The 16,811-nt window shown below is 45.7% G+C and carries 6 protein-coding genes, 9 tRNA genes and 6 rRNA genes; all 21 read left to right on the plus strand.

Going from position 1 to position 16,811, the window contains the following annotated elements:
• The 21 genes from cysK (at window position 1) to C7J88_RS08060 (ending at window position 16,790) form a co-directional block, all read left to right on the plus strand.
• Window positions 1-930: a cysteine synthase A gene (gene cysK, locus C7J88_RS07960; protein WP_095115166.1), complete on the plus strand. Its 930-nt coding sequence runs from the start codon at window positions 1-3 to the stop codon at window positions 928-930.
• A 173-nt stretch (window positions 931-1,103) separates the two neighbouring features.
• Window positions 1,104-1,895 carry a dihydropteroate synthase gene (gene folP, locus C7J88_RS07965; protein WP_095115168.1) on the plus strand — a complete coding sequence of 264 codons (792 nt, stop codon included), beginning with the start codon at window positions 1,104-1,106 and terminating at the stop codon, window positions 1,893-1,895.
• A complete protein-coding gene (folB, locus tag C7J88_RS07970; RefSeq protein WP_095115170.1) occupies window positions 1,885-2,247 on the plus strand; it encodes a dihydroneopterin aldolase in 363 nt (120 codons plus the stop codon). The genes folP and folB overlap by 11 nt, the downstream gene beginning before the upstream one ends.
• Entirely contained in the window at window positions 2,248-2,727 is a 480-nt protein-coding gene (gene folK / locus C7J88_RS07975; RefSeq protein WP_095115172.1) for a 2-amino-4-hydroxy-6-hydroxymethyldihydropteridine diphosphokinase, read from the plus strand. It begins immediately after the preceding gene.
• A 47-nt stretch (window positions 2,728-2,774) separates the two neighbouring features.
• Entirely contained in the window at window positions 2,775-3,767 is a 993-nt protein-coding gene (dusB, locus tag C7J88_RS07980) for a tRNA dihydrouridine synthase DusB (RefSeq protein WP_095115174.1), read from the plus strand.
• A 20-nt stretch (window positions 3,768-3,787) separates the two neighbouring features.
• A complete protein-coding gene (lysS, locus tag C7J88_RS07985) occupies window positions 3,788-5,275 on the plus strand; it encodes a lysine--tRNA ligase (protein WP_095115176.1) in 1,488 nt (495 codons plus the stop codon).
• 314 nt (window positions 5,276-5,589) lie between these two features.
• A 5S ribosomal RNA gene (gene rrf, locus C7J88_RS07990) occupies window positions 5,590-5,704 on the plus strand.
• A gap of 11 nt (window positions 5,705-5,715) precedes the next feature.
• Window positions 5,716-5,791: transfer RNA gene (locus tag C7J88_RS07995), tRNA-Val, on the plus strand.
• A 5-nt stretch (window positions 5,792-5,796) separates the two neighbouring features.
• Window positions 5,797-5,872: transfer RNA gene (locus tag C7J88_RS08000), tRNA-Thr, on the plus strand.
• A gap of 6 nt (window positions 5,873-5,878) precedes the next feature.
• A tRNA-Lys gene (locus C7J88_RS08005) sits at window positions 5,879-5,951 on the plus strand.
• A gap of 18 nt (window positions 5,952-5,969) precedes the next feature.
• A tRNA-Gly gene (locus C7J88_RS08010) sits at window positions 5,970-6,044 on the plus strand.
• A 7-nt stretch (window positions 6,045-6,051) separates the two neighbouring features.
• Window positions 6,052-6,140 (plus strand) — tRNA-Leu (locus C7J88_RS08015).
• A gap of 16 nt (window positions 6,141-6,156) precedes the next feature.
• Window positions 6,157-6,233, plus strand: a tRNA-Arg gene (locus tag C7J88_RS08020).
• 9 nt (window positions 6,234-6,242) lie between these two features.
• A tRNA-Pro gene (locus C7J88_RS08025) sits at window positions 6,243-6,316 on the plus strand.
• Between the two features lie 19 nt (window positions 6,317-6,335).
• A tRNA-Ala gene (locus C7J88_RS08030) sits at window positions 6,336-6,411 on the plus strand.
• 135 nt (window positions 6,412-6,546) lie between these two features.
• Window positions 6,547-8,097, plus strand: a 16S ribosomal RNA gene (locus C7J88_RS08035).
• Window positions 8,098-8,583: 486 nt separating this feature from the next.
• A 23S ribosomal RNA gene (locus C7J88_RS08040) occupies window positions 8,584-11,508 on the plus strand.
• Window positions 11,509-11,582: 74 nt separating this feature from the next.
• Window positions 11,583-11,697 (plus strand): 5S ribosomal RNA (gene rrf / locus C7J88_RS08045).
• Window positions 11,698-11,932: 235 nt separating this feature from the next.
• A 16S ribosomal RNA gene (locus tag C7J88_RS08050) occupies window positions 11,933-13,483 on the plus strand.
• Between the two features lie 105 nt (window positions 13,484-13,588).
• Window positions 13,589-13,665, plus strand: a tRNA-Ile gene (locus C7J88_RS08055).
• A gap of 200 nt (window positions 13,666-13,865) precedes the next feature.
• Window positions 13,866-16,790 (plus strand): 23S ribosomal RNA (locus tag C7J88_RS08060).
• The 16S, 23S and 5S rRNA genes sit together here with 9 tRNA genes alongside, the layout of an rRNA operon.
• Window positions 16,791-16,811 lie beyond the last annotated feature (21 nt).

Here is a 16,811-nt window from a genome sequence, read left to right on the forward strand (position 1 = left end):
ATGGTAAGAAAACCCGTAGAAAACATTACGCAAATTATTGGTCAAACACCTGTTGTGAAGTTACGTCATCAAGCAGGTGAAGATGCAGCAGATATTTATGTGAAGTTGGAATACCAAAACCCAGGTGGTTCGGTAAAAGACCGTATCGCACTGGCGATGATTGAACAAGCAGAAAAAGAAGGCAAAATTAAACCAGGTGATACGATTGTTGAACCAACAAGCGGTAACACTGGTATCGGTCTTGCGTTCGTATGTGCTGCAAAAGGTTACAAAGCAGTTTTCACAATGCCTGAAACAATGAGCCAAGAGCGTCGCAACTTATTAAAAGCTTATGGTGCAGAACTTGTTTTAACGCCCGGATCAGAAGCGATGAAAGGCGCAATCAAGAAGGCAAAAGAATTAAAAGAAGAACACGGTTATTTCGAGCCACAACAATTTGAAAACCTTGCAAATCCACGTGTACATGAGTTAACAACAGGTCCAGAACTTGTTGAACAATTTGAAGGTAAAACAATCGACGCCTTTTTAGCAGGTGTTGGTACAGGTGGTACATTATCTGGTGTGGGCAAAGTCTTGAAAGAGAAATATCCAGATATTCAAATCGTTGCGATTGAACCAGAAGACTCACCCGTATTGAGCGGAGGAGAACCAGGACCACACAAACTACAAGGTTTAGGTGCTGGCTTTGTACCGGGTACATTGAACACTGAAATTTATGAAGAAGTGATCAAAGTAGGTAACGAAGTAGCGATGGAAACATCACGTCGTGTTGCAAAAGAAGAAGGTATCTTAGGTGGTATTTCTTCAGGTGCGGCAATTCATGCTGCAATTCAAAAAGCGAAAGAACTTGGTAAAGGTAAAACAGTTGTAACTGTATTGCCAAGTAACGGTGAGCGTTACCTTTCTACACCACTGTACAACTTTGACTAATAAATATTTTTATCCCGTTAATGCGATGATACGTCATTAACGGGATTTTTGAGTTTTATTAACATATCGTATTTTTGTTAAGCTTGCTATCAGTTGTATCTATCAAATTTTGTTATAATAGAGCCATTCAATTAAATGACATTGTCGTGATAACGATGAAAGGAAGTTTTCTAATGCGTGAAACACAGATTATGGGTATTTTAAACGTCACTCCAGATTCATTTTCTGATGGTGGTCAATATAACGATGTTAATAAAGCAGTTGCACATGCTGAACAAATGATTCATGACGGTGCGCATATTATTGATGTTGGAGGAATTTCAACACGCCCTGGTTTTGAAGAGATCTCGGTTGAAGAAGAACAAAAACGTGTCGTTCCTGTTGTTGAAGCGTTGAAAGATATACCAGCAACATTGTCGGTGGACACATATCGGAGCGAAGTGGCAGAAGCAGCACTTCAAGCGGGGGCAACAATGATTAATGATCAATGGGCAGGACTTTATGACCCAGATATTTTCAAAGTGGTTGCTGCACATGATGCTGAGATTATTTTGATGCATAACGGTGATGGACAACGCGATGAACCTGTCATGGACGAAATGCTCGTGACATTATTGAAGCAAGCGAATAAAGCCGTTTTGGCAGGAATCCCGAAAGAGCACATTTGGCTAGATCCGGGCATTGGTTTTGCCAAAACACGTGAAGAAGAGCGTACAGTAATGGTACAACTCGATGCACTTGTTGCGACAGGGTTTAAAGTATTATTAGCAACAAGCCGTAAAAGGTTTATCAACGAGATTCTCGGTGGCGATAGCCAGGTCGATGCACGTGATGAAGGCACAGCTGCAACGACAGCCTATGGCATTATGAAAGGTGTACATGGTGTACGTGTTCATAACGTATTGATGAATGCAAGGTTAGCAACAGCGATGGATAATTTGAGAGGTTATGAGAATGAACGATAAAATATTTTTACAAGGATTAGAATTTTATGCCTATCATGGGGCATTACCCGCTGAAAATGATATCGGCCAAATCTTTACAGTCGATATTGAAATGAAAGTCGACCTTGAAGCGGCAGGGCATTCAGACCGTGTAGAAGATACCGTGCATTACGGTGAAGTTTATGAAGACGTGAAAGCAATCATGGAAAGTGATCCTGTTAATTTGTTAGAACATCTTGCGGAACGTATTGCAAAGCGTATAAATTCACACTATAATCGTGTAATGGAAACGAAAGTAAGGATTACTAAGAAAAATCCACCCATACCAGGATATTATCAAGGTGTTGGGATCGAGATAGTAAGGGTGAAATAAATGGTAGACGCATATCTAGGACTAGGCGGGAATATCGGGAATCGTGAAATGCAGATAAACGAAGCGATTGCCCAATTGGATCAACATGCGCAAATTGATGTTGTTGCTGTATCACCGATGTATGAAACAAAGCCAGTCGGTTATGTGGAACAGCCAGATTTTCTCAATGTGTGTGTGCACGTGCAAACGACATTATCAGCGACAGAATTGCTAGATATAGGACTTGAAGTTGAAGCGGCACTTCATCGTGTGCGTGATGTGCGCTGGGGTCCACGTACAATCGATATTGACGTTCTTTTATATGGACAAGATGTGATTGAAACAGAACGTGTTACAGTCCCGCACCCAAGAATGACAGAACGTGCTTTTGTGATGATTCCGCTCAATGATATTGCACCAGATGTAATTGAGCCGAGATCTGGGAAGGCAATTCATACACTTGTGAAGCCTGACGAAACAGTTATCCGCTATGGCAAATAGGCGCACGTTAAATAGATAGAATGGAAAGAATGGAGGAATCCATATTTATGTGGAAAATTGGAGATGTTGAAATAGAGAACAGAGTCGTTCTTGCCCCGATGGCAGGCGTGTGTAATGCGGCCTTTCGTCTTACAGTGAAGGAATTCGGTGCAGGGCTTGTATGTGCAGAGATGGTGAGTGACAAAGCCATTTTATTTAATAACCCAAAGACGATGAAAATGTTATATATAGATGAAAATGAACGCCCACTTTCACTTCAAATCTTTGGTGGTGAAAAAGAGACGCTAGTTGAAGCAGCAGAATATGTAGATAAACATACAACTGCCGACATTATTGATATCAACATGGGATGTCCTGTGTCTAAAATCATTAAATGCGAGGCGGGGGCACGTTGGTTGTTAGACCCGAACAAAATATATGAAATGGTTTCAGCTGTAACAGAACGTGTTAGTAAGCCGGTGACATGTAAGATGCGCATCGGTTGGGATGAAGATCATATCTTTGCCGTAGAAAATGCAAAAGCAGCAGAGCGTGCAGGTGCTGCGGCTATTTCTATTCATGGTCGTACACGTGTACAAATGTACGAAGGCGAAGCGGACTGGGATATCATTCGTCAAGTGAAAGAAGCCGTATCAATTCCAGTCATCGGTAACGGTGATGTCACAAGTCCAGAACTTGCGAAAAAAATGCTTGATGAAACAGGTGTAGATGCTGTGATGATCGGTCGTGAAGCGCTCGGTAACCCTTGGATGATTTACCGAACAGTGCATTACCTTGAAACAGGTGAACTCATAGAAGAACCGAAAATTGAAGAAAAAGTTGATATTGCTTTATTACATTTGCGCCGTCTAGTAGAATTAAAAGGTGAGAAAGTAGGTGTCATGGAAATGCGTAAACATGCATCATGGTACCTCAAAGGAGTGCGTGGTAACGGAAAAGCACGTAAAGCCTTGAACCAAGCCGAGACGGAAGCGGAAATGATTGAGATACTTACGAATTTCCGGGATGAAATGAACGCACAACAAAAAGTAGAAGTGTAAGACGAAAAGGAGAGGTAAGAATGACAGAAGAAATGAATGACCAGATGCAGGTGCGTCGTCAAAAATTACAAGAATTGCGTGACTTAGGGATCGACCCATTTGGCGAAAAGTTTGAACGAACAGGTTCAGCAGAAAGTTTGAAAGCAGACTGGGATCAATATTCTAAAGAAGAACTTGCAGACAAAGAAGATGAAAGCCGTACAGTTATTGCGGGTCGTATTATGACAAAACGTGGTAAAGGTAAAGCTGGTTTTGCGCATATCAAAGACTTAACAGGGCAATTACAAATCTATGTAAGAAAAGACCAAGTTGGTGACGAAGCATTCGATATCTGGAAATCAGCAGACTTAGGTGACATCGTAGGTATTGAAGGTGTCATGTTTAAAACAAATACAGGCGAATTGTCAGTTAAGGCGAAATCATTCAAACTTTTGTCTAAAGCATTACGTCCATTACCAGACAAACATCATGGTCTTCAAGACATTGAGCAGCGTTACCGCCAACGTTATTTAGACTTGATTACGAATGAAGAATCAACACAAACGTTTATCAACCGCAGTCGCATTGTTCAAGAAATGCGTAACTACTTAAACAGTAAAGGATTCTTAGAAGTTGAAACACCAATGATGCACCAAATCGCTGGTGGTGCAGCTGCACGCCCATTCGTAACACACCATAATGCGTTAGATGCAACACTTTACATGCGTATTGCAATTGAGTTGCATTTGAAACGCTTAATTGTTGGTGGACTTGAAAAAGTGTATGAAATCGGTCGTGTATTCCGTAATGAAGGTGTTTCTACACGTCATAACCCAGAATTCACAATGATCGAATTATATGAAGCATATGCAGATTATAAAGACATCATGTCACTTACGGAAGAAATGGTTGCACATATTGCGCGCCAAGTGTTAGGAACAACTTCAATCCAATACGCTGGAGAAACAATCGATTTAGAACCAAAATGGCGCCGTCTGCACATGGTAGATGCAGTTAAAGAAGCAACAGGTGTCAACTTCTTTGATATTACATCAGATGAAGAAGCACACCAAGTAGCGAAAGAACATGGCATCGAAGTGGATAAGCACATGAAGTATGGCCATATCTTAAATGAATTCTTTGAACAAAAAGTAGAAGAAACGCTTATTCAACCAACATTTATTTATGGTCATCCAATCGAAATCTCGCCATTAGCGAAAAAGAATCCAGAAGATCCACGTTTCACAGACCGATTCGAGTTATTTATTGTAGGACGTGAACATGCGAATGCATTTACAGAGCTTAATGATCCAATCGATCAACGTGAACGCTTTGAAGCGCAACTTGTAGAAAAAGAACAAGGTAACGATGAAGCACACGAAATGGATGATGATTTTATCGAGGCTTTAGAATACGGTATGCCGCCAACAGGTGGACTCGGTATTGGTATCGATCGTCTAGTTATGCTCTTAACAGATGCACCATCTATCCGTGACGTATTACTTTTCCCTTACATGCGTCAAAAATAATAATGAATAGAATTGGACAGCAGACGCAGCGTGAATGCCTGTGTTTGCTGTTTTTTCTTGTAAGGAAATATATGAGGCAAGATCATATGAAAAAGAATATCATTGTTGAATAAAGAAATTAATAAAAAGATTATATAAAGTGTTGACTTTTATTATTGGATTGTTTATTATATAAAAGTCGCTGAAATCAGATGGCAAAAGAAACAAAACGTTTGCGAAAAACGTCAATAAAGTGTAAAATTAACTGTTGAAAAGTTATTGCAAACCTAGTATTATTAATAAAGTAGTCATCAAGCGCTACGCAATTAAAATTGTCTGGTGATAATGGCAAAGAGGTCACACCTGTTCCCATGTCGAACACAGAAGTTAAGCTCTTTAGCGCCGATGGTAGTTGAACTGACGTTCCGCTAGAGTAGGACATTGCCAGTCTATTACATAATGGAGAATTAGCTCAGCTGGGAGAGCATCTGCCTTACAAGCAGAGGGTCGGCGGTTCGAACCCGTCATTCTCCACCATTTATGCCGGCCTAGCTCAATTGGTAGAGCAACTGACTTGTAATCAGTAGGTTGGGGGTTCAAGTCCTCTGGCCGGCACCATTCTTTGAGCCATTAGCTCAGTTGGTAGAGCATCTGACTTTTAATCAGAGGGTCAGAGGTTCGAATCCTCTATGGCTCATCATATCAATTTTACAAAGCAGAAGTAGTTCAGCGGTAGAATACAACCTTGCCAAGGTTGGGGTCGCGGGTTCGAATCCCGTCTTCTGCTCCATTATTTTGCCGGGGTGGCGGAACTGGCAGACGCACAGGACTTAAAATCCTGCGGTAAGTGATTACCGTACCGGTTCGATTCCGGTCCTCGGCACCATCTTAATATTTTATAAGCGCCCGTAGCTCAATTGGATAGAGCGTTTGACTACGGATCAAGAGGTTATGGGTTCGACTCCTATCGGGCGCGCCATTTTAATAACGGGAAGTAGCTCAGCTTGGTAGAGCACTTGGTTTGGGACCAAGGGGTCGCAGGTTCAAATCCTGTCTTCCCGACTTACTAAAATAAATTTATGGGGGCTTAGCTCAGCTGGGAGAGCGCCTGCTTTGCACGCAGGAGGTCAGCGGTTCGATCCCGCTAGTCTCCACCATTATTTTTTAAACATGAACATTGAAAACTGAATGACAATATGTCAACGTTAATTCCGATAATTTGAGTACTCAGAGTAGTACTTTCAAGAGTGATTGACTTAAACAATCAAACGAGCTATATCAAGCTTACTTCTTTTATGGAGAGTTTGATCCTGGCTCAGGATGAACGCTGGCGGCGTGCCTAATACATGCAAGTCGAGCGAACAGACGAGGTGCTTGCACCTCTGACGTTAGCGGCGGACGGGTGAGTAACACGTGGGTAACCTACCTATAAGACTGGAATAACTTCGGGAAACCGGAGCTAATGCCGGATAATATATTGAACCGCATGGTTCAATAGTGAAAGACGGTTTTGCTGTCACTTATAGATGGACCCGCGCCGTATTAGCTAGTTGGTAAGGTAACGGCTTACCAAGGCGACGATACGTAGCCGACCTGAGAGGGTGATCGGCCACACTGGAACTGAGACACGGTCCAGACTCCTACGGGAGGCAGCAGTAGGGAATCTTCCGCAATGGGCGAAAGCCTGACGGAGCAACGCCGCGTGAGTGATGAAGGTCTTCGGATCGTAAAGCTCTGTTATTAGGGAAGAACAAACGTGTAAGTAACTGTGCACGTCTTGACGGTACCTAATCAGAAAGCCACGGCTAACTACGTGCCAGCAGCCGCGGTAATACGTAGGTGGCAAGCGTTATCCGGAATTATTGGGCGTAAAGCGCGCGTAGGCGGTTTTTTAAGTCTGATGTGAAAGCCCACGGCTCAACCGTGGAGGGTCATTGGAAACTGGAAAACTTGAGTGCAGAAGAGGAAAGTGGAATTCCATGTGTAGCGGTGAAATGCGCAGAGATATGGAGGAACACCAGTGGCGAAGGCGGCTTTCTGGTCTGCAACTGACGCTGATGTGCGAAAGCGTGGGGATCAAACAGGATTAGATACCCTGGTAGTCCACGCCGTAAACGATGAGTGCTAAGTGTTAGGGGGTTTCCGCCCCTTAGTGCTGCAGCTAACGCATTAAGCACTCCGCCTGGGGAGTACGGTCGCAAGACTGAAACTCAAAGGAATTGACGGGGACCCGCACAAGCGGTGGAGCATGTGGTTTAATTCGAAGCAACGCGAAGAACCTTACCAAATCTTGACATCCTTTGACCGCACTAGAGATAGTGTTTTCCTCTTCGGAGGACAAAGTGACAGGTGGTGCATGGTTGTCGTCAGCTCGTGTCGTGAGATGTTGGGTTAAGTCCCGCAACGAGCGCAACCCTTGAGCTTAGTTGCCATCATTAAGTTGGGCACTCTAAGTTGACTGCCGGTGACAAACCGGAGGAAGGTGGGGATGACGTCAAATCATCATGCCCCTTATGATTTGGGCTACACACGTGCTACAATGGACATTACAAAGGGCAGCGAAACCGCGAGGTCAAGCAAATCCCATAAAGATGTTCTCAGTTCGGATTGTAGTCTGCAACTCGACTACATGAAGCTGGAATCGCTAGTAATCGTAGATCAGCATGCTACGGTGAATACGTTCCCGGGTCTTGTACACACCGCCCGTCACACCACGAGAGTTTGTAACACCCGAAGCCGGTGGAGTAACCATTTGGAGCTAGCCGTCGAAGGTGGGACAAATGATTGGGGTGAAGTCGTAACAAGGTAGCCGTATCGGAAGGTGCGGCTGGATCACCTCCTTTCTAAGGATAATATACGGAATATCACCTTTAGGTGATAAGCGGATTAACGTGACATATTGTATTCAGTTTTGAATGCTCATATTTGAGGATTCAACCTATAATTAAATTTGTATTGAAAACGTTTGTCAGTCTATGAATCATGAATAAGAACGAGTGAGCTTACTTTGTGTAAGTAATCGAGTGATTATGAAATGATGAAGACGAATGCGAACGTTTGGCAAACAAATTGTTTGTACATTGAAAACTAGATAAGTAAGTATAAATGATTTTACCAAGCAAAAACCGAGTGAATAGCGAAAGCTTGAAACTAAAAAAATTATCGCTAGTCGTCAAATGACGACTCACATAATTAATAACACAGTTTTGAATTGAAAACGCTTGTCAGTCTATAAATCATGAACAAGAGCGAGTGCGCTTACTATGTGTAAGTAATCGAGCGATTGTGAAATGATGAAGCAGAATGCGAGCGATTGTCAATCAAAAGTAGATTAAGTTATTAAGGGCGCACGGTGAATACCTTGGCACTAGAAGCCGAAGAAGGACGTTACTAACGACGATATGCTTTGGGGAGCTGTAAGTAAGCTGTGATCCAGAGATTTCCGAATGGGGAAACCCAGCACGAGTTATGTCGTGTTATCTACATGTGAATACATAGCATGTAAGAAGGCAGACCCGGAGAACTGAAACATCTTAGTACCCGGAGGAAGAGAAAGAAAAATCGATTCCCTGAGTAGCGGCGAGCGAAACGGGAAGAGCCCAAACCAACAAGCTTGCTTGTTGGGGTTGTAGGACACTCTATACGGAGTTACAAAAGGACATGTTAGACGAATAACCTGGAAAGGTTAATCATAGAAGGTAATAATCCTGTAGTCGAAAACGTGACCTCTCTTGAGTGGATCCTGAGTACGGCGGAGCACGTGAAATTCCGTCGGAATCTGGGAGGACCATCTCCTAAGGCTAAATACTCTCTAGTGACCGATAGTGAACCAGTACCGTGAGGGAAAGGTGAAAAGTACCCCGGAAGGGGAGTGAAAGAGAACTTGAAACCGTGTGCTTACAAGTAGTCAGAGCCCGTTAATGGGTGATGGCGTGCCTTTTGTAGAATGAACCGGCGAGTTACGATCTGATGCAAGGTTAAGCAGAAAATGTGGAGCCGTAGCGAAAGCGAGTCTGAATAGGGCGAATGAGTATTTGGTCGTAGACCCGAAACCAGGTGATCTACCCTTGGTCAGGTTGAAGTTCAGGTAACACTGAATGGAGGACCGAACCGACTTACGTTGAAAAGTGAGCGGATGAACTGAGGGTAGCGGAGAAATTCCAATCGAACTTGGAGATAGCTGGTTCTCTCCGAAATAGCTTTAGGGCTAGCCTCAAGTGATGATTATTGGAGGTAGAGCACTGTTTGGACGAGGGGCCCCTCTCGGGTTACCGAATTCAGACAAACTCCGAATGCCAAATAATTTAACTTGGGAGTCAGAATGTGGGTGATAAGGTCCATATTCGAAAGGGAAACAGCCCAGACCACCAGCTAAGGTCCCAAAATATATGTTAAGTGGAAAAGGATGTGGCGTTGCCCAGACAACTAGGATGTTGGCTTAGAAGCAGCCATCATTTAAAGAGTGCGTAATAGCTCACTAGTCGAGTGACACTGCGCCGAAAATGTACCGGGGCTAAACATATTACCGAAGCTGTGGATTGTCCGTAGGACAATGGTAGGAGAGCGTTCTAAGGGCGTTGAAGCATGATCGCAAGGACATGTGGAGCGCTTAGAAGTGAGAATGCCGGTGTGAGTAGCGAAAGACGGGTGAGAATCCCGTCCACCGATTGACTAAGGTTTCCAGAGGAAGGCTCGTCCGCTCTGGGTTAGTCGGGTCCTAAGCTGAGGCCGAAAGGCGTAGGCGATGGATAACAGGTTGATATTCCTGTACCACCTAAATTCGTTTTAAGCGATGGGGGGACGCAGTAGGATAGGCGAAGCGTGCTGTTGGAGTGCACGTCTAAGCAGTGAGATTGAGTGTTAGGCAAATCCGGCACTCGTAAAGATTGAGCTGTGATGGGGAGAAGAAACAAGTTTCTTCGAGTCGTTGATTTCACACTGCCGAGAAAAGCCTCTAGCTAGAAAATAGGTGCCCGTACCGCAAACCGACACAGGTAGTCAAGATGAGAATTCTAAGGTGAGCGAGCGAACTCTCGTTAAGGAACTCGGCAAAATGACCCCGTAACTTCGGGAGAAGGGGTGCTCTTTAGGGTTCACGCTCTGAAGAGCCGCAGTGAATAGGCCCAAGCGACTGTTTATCAAAAACACAGGTCTCTGCTAAACCGTAAGGTGACGTATAGGGGCTGACGCCTGCCCGGTGCTGGAAGGTTAAGAGGAGTGGTTAGCTTCTGCGAAGCTACGAATCGAAGCCCCAGTAAACGGCGGCCGTAACTATAACGGTCCTAAGGTAGCGAAATTCCTTGTCGGGTAAGTTCCGACCCGCACGAAAGGCGTAACGATTTGGGCACTGTCTCAACGAGAGACTCGGTGAAATCATAGTACCGGTGAAGATGCCGGTTACCCGCGACAGGACGGAAAGACCCCGTGGAGCTTTACTGTAGCCTGATATTGAAATTCGGTACAGTTTGTACAGGATAGGTAGGAGCCATAGAAGCGTGAGCGCTAGCTTACGTGGAGGCATTGGTGGGATACTACCCTAATTGTATTGGATTTCTAACCCGCAGCACTTAGCGTGCTGGGAGACAGTGTCAGGCGGGCAGTTTGACTGGGGCGGTCGCCTCCTAAAGAGTAACGGAGGCGCTCAAAGGTTCCCTCAGAATGGTTGGAAATCATTCAAAGAGTGTAAAGGCATAAGGGAGCTTGACTGCGAGACCTACAAGTCGAGCAGGGTCGAAAGACGGACTTAGTGATCCGGTGGTTCCGCATGGAAGGGCCATCGCTCAACGGATAAAAGCTACCCCGGGGATAACAGGCTTATCTCCCCCAAGAGTTCACATCGACGGGGAGGTTTGGCACCTCGATGTCGGCTCATCGCATCCTGGGGCTGTAGTCGGTCCCAAGGGTTGGGCTGTTCGCCCATTAAAGCGGTACGCGAGCTGGGTTCAGAACGTCGTGAGACAGTTCGGTCCCTATCCGTCGTGGGCGTAGGAAATTTGAGAGGCGCTGTCCTTAGTACGAGAGGACCGGGATGGACATACCTCTGGTGTACCAGTTGTCGCGCCAGCGGCATAGCTGGGTAGCTATGTATGGACGGGATAAGTGCTGAAAGCATCTAAGCATGAAGCCCCCCTCGAGATGAGATTTCCCAACTTCGGTTATAAGATCCCTCAAAGATGATGAGGTTAATAGGTTCGAGGTGGAAGCGTAGTGATACGTGGAGCTGACGAATACTAATCGATCGAAGACTTAATCAAATTTTTTCACAAGGTTTTGTTTGTGTAACTGATATACTTACTATCTAGTTTTGAATGTATAACATTCAAATTTATCTGGTGCCAATGGCAAAGAGGTCACACCTGTTCCCATGCCGAACACAGAAGTTAAGCTCTTTAGCGCCGATGGTAGTTGAACTGACGTTCCGCTAGAGTAGGACGGTGCCAGGTAATTCTTTTATTATGGCCATCCGGTCATTTTTCTTTTGAAAAAATCTAATAAAAGAGTTGACTTTTGAACAAGAAGTATTTATAATTATTTCTTGTCGAGTCAAAAGATAGATATGAACATTGAAAACTGAATGACAATATGTCAACGTTAATTCCGATAATTTGAGTACTCTGAGTAGTACTTTCAAGAGTGATTGACTTAAACAATCAAACGAGCTATATCAGGCTTACTTCTTTTATGGAGAGTTTGATCCTGGCTCAGGATGAACGCTGGCGGCGTGCCTAATACATGCAAGTCGAGCGAACAGACGAGGTGCTTGCACCTCTGACGTTAGCGGCGGACGGGTGAGTAACACGTGGGTAACCTACCTATAAGACTGGAATAACTTCGGGAAACCGGAGCTAATGCCGGATAATATATTGAACCGCATGGTTCAATAGTGAAAGACGGTTTTGCTGTCACTTATAGATGGACCCGCGCCGTATTAGCTAGTTGGTAAGGTAACGGCTTACCAAGGCGACGATACGTAGCCGACCTGAGAGGGTGATCGGCCACACTGGAACTGAGACACGGTCCAGACTCCTACGGGAGGCAGCAGTAGGGAATCTTCCGCAATGGGCGAAAGCCTGACGGAGCAACGCCGCGTGAGTGATGAAGGTCTTCGGATCGTAAAGCTCTGTTATTAGGGAAGAACAAACGTGTAAGTAACTGTGCACGTCTTGACGGTACCTAATCAGAAAGCCACGGCTAACTACGTGCCAGCAGCCGCGGTAATACGTAGGTGGCAAGCGTTATCCGGAATTATTGGGCGTAAAGCGCGCGTAGGCGGTTTTTTAAGTCTGATGTGAAAGCCCACGGCTCAACCGTGGAGGGTCATTGGAAACTGGAAAACTTGAGTGCAGAAGAGGAAAGTGGAATTCCATGTGTAGCGGTGAAATGCGCAGAGATATGGAGGAACACCAGTGGCGAAGGCGGCTTTCTGGTCTGCAACTGACGCTGATGTGCGAAAGCGTGGGGATCAAACAGGATTAGATACCCTGGTAGTCCACGCCGTAAACGATGAGTGCTAAGTGTTAGGGGGTTTCCGCCCCTTAGTGCTGCAGCTAACGCATTAAGCACTCCGCCTGGGGAGTACGGTCGCAAGACTGAAACTCAAAGGAATTGACGGGGACCCGCACAAGCGGTGGAGCATGTGGTTTAATTCGAAGCAACGCGAAGAACCTTACCAAATCTTGACATCCTTTGACCGCACTAGAGATAGTGTTTTCCTCTTCGGAGGACAAAGTGACAGGTGGTGCATGGTTGTCGTCAGCTCGTGTCGTGAGATGTTGGGTTAAGTCCCGCAACGAGCGCAACCCTTGAGCTTAGTTGCCATCATTAAGTTGGGCACTCTAAGTTGACTGCCGGTGACAAACCGGAGGAAGGTGGGGATGACGTCAAATCATCATGCCCCTTATGATTTGGGCTACACACGTGCTACAATGGACATTACAAAGGGCAGCGAAACCGCGAGGTCAAGCAAATCCCATAAAGATGTTCTCAGTTCGGATTGTAGTCTGCAACTCGACTACATGAAGCTGGAATCGCTAGTAATCGTAGATCAGCATGCTACGGTGAATACGTTCCCGGGTCTTGTACACACCGCCCGTCACACCACGAGAGTTTGTAACACCCGAAGCCGGTGGAGTAACCATTTGGAGCTAGCCGTCGAAGGTGGGACAAATGATTGGGGTGAAGTCGTAACAAGGTAGCCGTATCGGAAGGTGCGGCTGGATCACCTCCTTTCTAAGGATAATATACGGAATATCACCTTTAGGTGATAAGCGGATTAACGTGACATATTGTATTCAGTTTTGAATGCTCATTATTTGAGAATTCAATATTTCAAATGGGCCTATAGCTCAGCTGGTTAGAGCGCACGCCTGATAAGCGTGAGGTCGGTGGTTCGAGTCCACTTAGGCCCACCATTTAATTTAAAACTTAAATGATGAAAATTGTACATTGAAAACTAGATAAGTAAGTATAAATGATTTTACCAAGCAAAAACCGAGTGAATAGCGAAAGCTTGAAACTAAAAAAATTATCGCTAGTCGTCAAATGACGACTCACATAATTAATAACTGGTGGATGTTGGAATCGTGATTAACGATTGCCAAAACATCACAAAGATTAAGTTATTAAGGGCGCACGGTGAATACCTTGGCACTAGAAGCCGAAGAAGGACGTTACTAACGACGATATGCTTTGGGGAGCTGTAAGTAAGCTGTGATCCAGAGATTTCCGAATGGGGAAACCCAGCACGAGTTATGTCGTGTTATCTACATGTGAATACATAGCATGTAAGAAGGCAGACCCGGAGAACTGAAACATCTTAGTACCCGGAGGAAGAGAAAGAAAAATCGATTCCCTGAGTAGCGGCGAGCGAAACGGGAAGAGCCCAAACCAACAAGCTTGCTTGTTGGGGTTGTAGGACACTCTATACGGAGTTACAAAAGGACATGTTAGACGAATAACCTGGAAAGGTTAATCATAGAAGGTAATAATCCTGTAGTCGAAAACGTGACCTCTCTTGAGTGGATCCTGAGTACGGCGGAGCACGTGAAATTCCGTCGGAATCTGGGAGGACCATCTCCTAAGGCTAAATACTCTCTAGTGACCGATAGTGAACCAGTACCGTGAGGGAAAGGTGAAAAGTACCCCGGAAGGGGAGTGAAAGAGAACTTGAAACCGTGTGCTTACAAGTAGTCAGAGCCCGTTAATGGGTGATGGCGTGCCTTTTGTAGAATGAACCGGCGAGTTACGATCTGATGCAAGGTTAAGCAGAAAATGTGGAGCCGTAGCGAAAGCGAGTCTGAATAGGGCGAATGAGTATTTGGTCGTAGACCCGAAACCAGGTGATCTACCCTTGGTCAGGTTGAAGTTCAGGTAACACTGAATGGAGGACCGAACCGACTTACGTTGAAAAGTGAGCGGATGAACTGAGGGTAGCGGAGAAATTCCAATCGAACTTGGAGATAGCTGGTTCTCTCCGAAATAGCTTTAGGGCTAGCCTCAAGTGATGATTATTGGAGGTAGAGCACTGTTTGGACGAGGGGCCCCTCTCGGGTTACCGAATTCAGACAAACTCCGAATGCCAAATAATTTAACTTGGGAGTCAGAATGTGGGTGATAAGGTCCATATTCGAAAGGGAAACAGCCCAGACCACCAGCTAAGGTCCCAAAATATATGTTAAGTGGAAAAGGATGTGGCGTTGCCCAGACAACTAGGATGTTGGCTTAGAAGCAGCCATCATTTAAAGAGTGCGTAATAGCTCACTAGTCGAGTGACACTGCGCCGAAAATGTACCGGGGCTAAACATATTACCGAAGCTGTGGATTGTCCGTAGGACAATGGTAGGAGAGCGTTCTAAGGGCGTTGAAGCATGATCGCAAGGACATGTGGAGCGCTTAGAAGTGAGAATGCCGGTGTGAGTAGCGAAAGACGGGTGAGAATCCCGTCCACCGATTGACTAAGGTTTCCAGAGGAAGGCTCGTCCGCTCTGGGTTAGTCGGGTCCTAAGCTGAGGCCGAAAGGCGTAGGCGATGGATAACAGGTTGATATTCCTGTACCACCTAAATTCGTTTTAAGCGATGGGGGGACGCAGTAGGATAGGCGAAGCGTGCTGTTGGAGTGCACGTCTAAGCAGTGAGATTGAGTGTTAGGCAAATCCGGCACTCGTAAAGATTGAGCTGTGATGGGGAGAAGAAACAAGTTTCTTCGAGTCGTTGATTTCACACTGCCGAGAAAAGCCTCTAGCTAGAAAATAGGTGCCCGTACCGCAAACCGACACAGGTAGTCAAGATGAGAATTCTAAGGTGAGCGAGCGAACTCTCGTTAAGGAACTCGGCAAAATGACCCCGTAACTTCGGGAGAAGGGGTGCTCTTTAGGGTTCACGCTCTGAAGAGCCGCAGTGAATAGGCCCAAGCGACTGTTTATCAAAAACACAGGTCTCTGCTAAACCGTAAGGTGACGTATAGGGGCTGACGCCTGCCCGGTGCTGGAAGGTTAAGAGGAGTGGTTAGCTTCTGCGAAGCTACGAATCGAAGCCCCAGTAAACGGCGGCCGTAACTATAACGGTCCTAAGGTAGCGAAATTCCTTGTCGGGTAAGTTCCGACCCGCACGAAAGGCGTAACGATTTGGGCACTGTCTCAACGAGAGACTCGGTGAAATCATAGTACCGGTGAAGATGCCGGTTACCCGCGACAGGACGGAAAGACCCCGTGGAGCTTTACTGTAGCCTGATATTGAAATTCGGTACAGTTTGTACAGGATAGGTAGGAGCCATAGAAGCGTGAGCGCTAGCTTACGTGGAGGCATTGGTGGGATACTACCCTAATTGTATTGGATTTCTAACCCGCAGCACTTAGCGTGCTGGGAGACAGTGTCAGGCGGGCAGTTTGACTGGGGCGGTCGCCTCCTAAAGAGTAACGGAGGCGCTCAAAGGTTCCCTCAGAATGGTTGGAAATCATTCAAAGAGTGTAAAGGCATAAGGGAGCTTGACTGCGAGACCTACAAGTCGAGCAGGGTCGAAAGACGGACTTAGTGATCCGGTGGTTCCGCATGGAAGGGCCATCGCTCAACGGATAAAAGCTACCCCGGGGATAACAGGCTTATCTCCCCCAAGAGTTCACATCGACGGGGAGGTTTGGCACCTCGATGTCGGCTCATCGCATCCTGGGGCTGTAGTCGGTCCCAAGGGTTGGGCTGTTCGCCCATTAAAGCGGTACGCGAGCTGGGTTCAGAACGTCGTGAGACAGTTCGGTCCCTATCCGTCGTGGGCGTAGGAAATTTGAGAGGCGCTGTCCTTAGTACGAGAGGACCGGGATGGACATACCTCTGGTGTACCAGTTGTCGCGCCAGCGGCATAGCTGGGTAGCTATGTATGGACGGGATAAGTGCTGAAAGCATCTAAGCATGAAGCCCCCCTCGAGATGAGATTTCCCAACTTCGGTTATAAGATCCCTCAAAGATGATGAGGTTAATAGGTTCGAGGTGGAAGCGTAGTGATACGTGGAGCTGACGAATACTAATCGATCGAAGACTTAATCAAATTTTTTCACAAGGTTTTGTT

The sequence above is a fragment of the Staphylococcus muscae genome, assembly GCF_003019275.1.
GTDB lineage: Bacteria > Bacillota > Bacilli > Staphylococcales > Staphylococcaceae > Staphylococcus > Staphylococcus muscae.

What these genes read in the sequence shown, in the direction of transcription:
- cysK (WP_095115166.1), top strand. Translation starts at nt 1, where the DNA reads ATGGTAAGAAAACCCGTAGAAAACATTACGCAAATTATTGGTCAAACA.
- folP (WP_095115168.1), top strand. Translation starts at nt 1,104, where the DNA reads ATGCGTGAAACACAGATTATGGGTATTTTAAACGTCACTCCAGATTCA.
- folB (WP_095115170.1), top strand. Translation starts at nt 1,885, where the DNA reads ATGAACGATAAAATATTTTTACAAGGATTAGAATTTTATGCCTATCAT.
- folK (WP_095115172.1), top strand. Translation starts at nt 2,248, where the DNA reads ATGGTAGACGCATATCTAGGACTAGGCGGGAATATCGGGAATCGTGAA.
- dusB (WP_095115174.1), top strand. Translation starts at nt 2,775, where the DNA reads ATGTGGAAAATTGGAGATGTTGAAATAGAGAACAGAGTCGTTCTTGCC.
- lysS (WP_095115176.1), top strand. Translation starts at nt 3,788, where the DNA reads ATGACAGAAGAAATGAATGACCAGATGCAGGTGCGTCGTCAAAAATTA.